Source organism: Salinisphaera orenii subsp. halophila YIM 95161 (assembly GCF_003732545.1).
In the GTDB taxonomy this organism is placed as follows: Bacteria; Pseudomonadota; Gammaproteobacteria; order Nevskiales; family Salinisphaeraceae; genus Salinisphaera; species Salinisphaera orenii_A.
On sequence record NZ_AYKF01000020.1, the window covers coordinates 1 to 1,366 of the forward strand.

The 1,366-nt window shown below is 60.5% G+C and carries 2 protein-coding genes and 1 pseudogene; 2 read left to right on the plus strand and 1 reads right to left on the minus strand.

From position 1 onward, the window contains the following. Positions 1-388: transposase (locus SAHL_RS18100; protein WP_148045453.1), on the plus strand; the 388-nt coding region annotated here is incomplete at its 5' end. Between the two features lie 6 nt (positions 389-394). Continuing rightward, positions 395-694, plus strand: a pseudogene (locus SAHL_RS02170) (transposase); the annotation flags it as partial. A gap of 95 nt (positions 695-789) precedes the next feature. Here the strand turns inward: SAHL_RS02170 and SAHL_RS02175 are convergent. Beyond that, positions 790-1,212 (minus strand): c-type cytochrome, encoded by a 423-nt coding sequence (locus SAHL_RS02175; RefSeq protein WP_123589778.1) that lies wholly within the window; start codon positions 1,210-1,212, stop codon positions 790-792. Positions 1,213-1,366: the final 154 nt, after the last annotated feature.

Below are 1,366 nucleotides of genomic sequence, written 5' to 3' on the forward strand. Positions count from 1 at the left end.
GTTCACCTCAGCGGCGATCGCCGATTGGGCCAACGAGTCGTTAGCCGCCGAAACGCAGGCCGTCTCCGACGGCCTGCCGGCGTTTCGTGCCTTGCGGGCGGAAGTGGCCAGCCATCTCGCGATTGTGACCGGTTCCGGCCGGGCGTCGGCCACCCATCCCGAGTTTCGATGGGTCAACATCCTGCTGGGCAACCTCAAGAACGCGATCACTGGCACCTATCACGCCTTCAAGTTCGCCGAGGATGCATCGCGTTATCTGGCCGACTTTCAGTACCGCTTCAATCGCCGCTATGACCTGCGTTCTATCCTGCCGCGGCTCATCCGCGCTGCCGCGACCACGACACCCTGGGCCGAAGATCGGCTCAGGCTGGCTGAGTTTCAGACCTAATCAAGTAAGCACTTGTGTGCCGATGCCGGCTATCGCGGTACCGCGGCCCGGCAAACGATCCAGGCCCACGGCTACATTCCGCATGTCCAAGGTCGAGCTCAGGAAGCCATCGATCTTCAAAGGCATCCCCACAAACAGGCGCGCCGATGGGTCGTTGAAGTCGCGCATAGCTGGTTCAATCGCTTCCGAAAACTGCTAGTGCGCTACGAGAAGCTCGATCGCAGTTTTGTCGCACTTAACCACTTGGCCGCCGCCATCATGGCTTTTCGCAAGGTCAAGCTGAAAGCCAATATTATTCACGGATAAGTTCTTAGTACTGCCAGGGTCTGCGACAAAATGCCTACGTCTATGTAGTCACAGCGTCATACACGCGTACCTTCTTTAGTCTGCGATAGGGAGCCTTAGACTGAGCCGCCTCGGGGTCGTCGTAAGTTCCAGCTCGTAAGAGACTGGAGAGCCAGGAAAGCAGGCAAATCATATACCTGAAAGTCCGTGAGCGCGCGGTTCGGATAGTGCTCGAGCAGGAGGGCGAGCAGGCGCTGGGCCTCGGACAGTGCCTGGGCGATCGGCTTCATCACAGCGTTGTCGCGCGCGCCGCTGGCGAAGGCGTCGAGCTGTTCGGAGAGATATCGGGCACCGATGCCGGCCAGGCGGGGGAAGCCGGCGGCCGGGTTGCCGCCGCCGTCGGCGCCGTGACAGCTGGTGCAGGGCGCGGCATCGCTGCCGAGGCCCTCGTTGGCGATGGTCTGGCCCGAAGGCTGGGCTGCCGCTGAGCCGGTGGCGATCATGGCCGCTGTCAGGAGCCAGTGCTTGGATCCGTGCATGGCGATCTCCCTGTATGGCACAGCCTCAATATACCCCTGTGGGTAATAGAATGATAATTTATGGCATAAACATATATCGACAGGTTCTGATGGAAGCGATCTCTGAGCCGGGCGGTGCCGCGTGATGGGTATCGTCTTCGGCATCGTGGTGGGG

Coding starts and splice junctions, on each gene's coding strand:
- SAHL_RS02175 (WP_123589778.1), bottom strand. CDS start 1,212: ATGCACGGATCCAAGCACTGGCTCCTGACAGCGGCCATGATCGCCACC.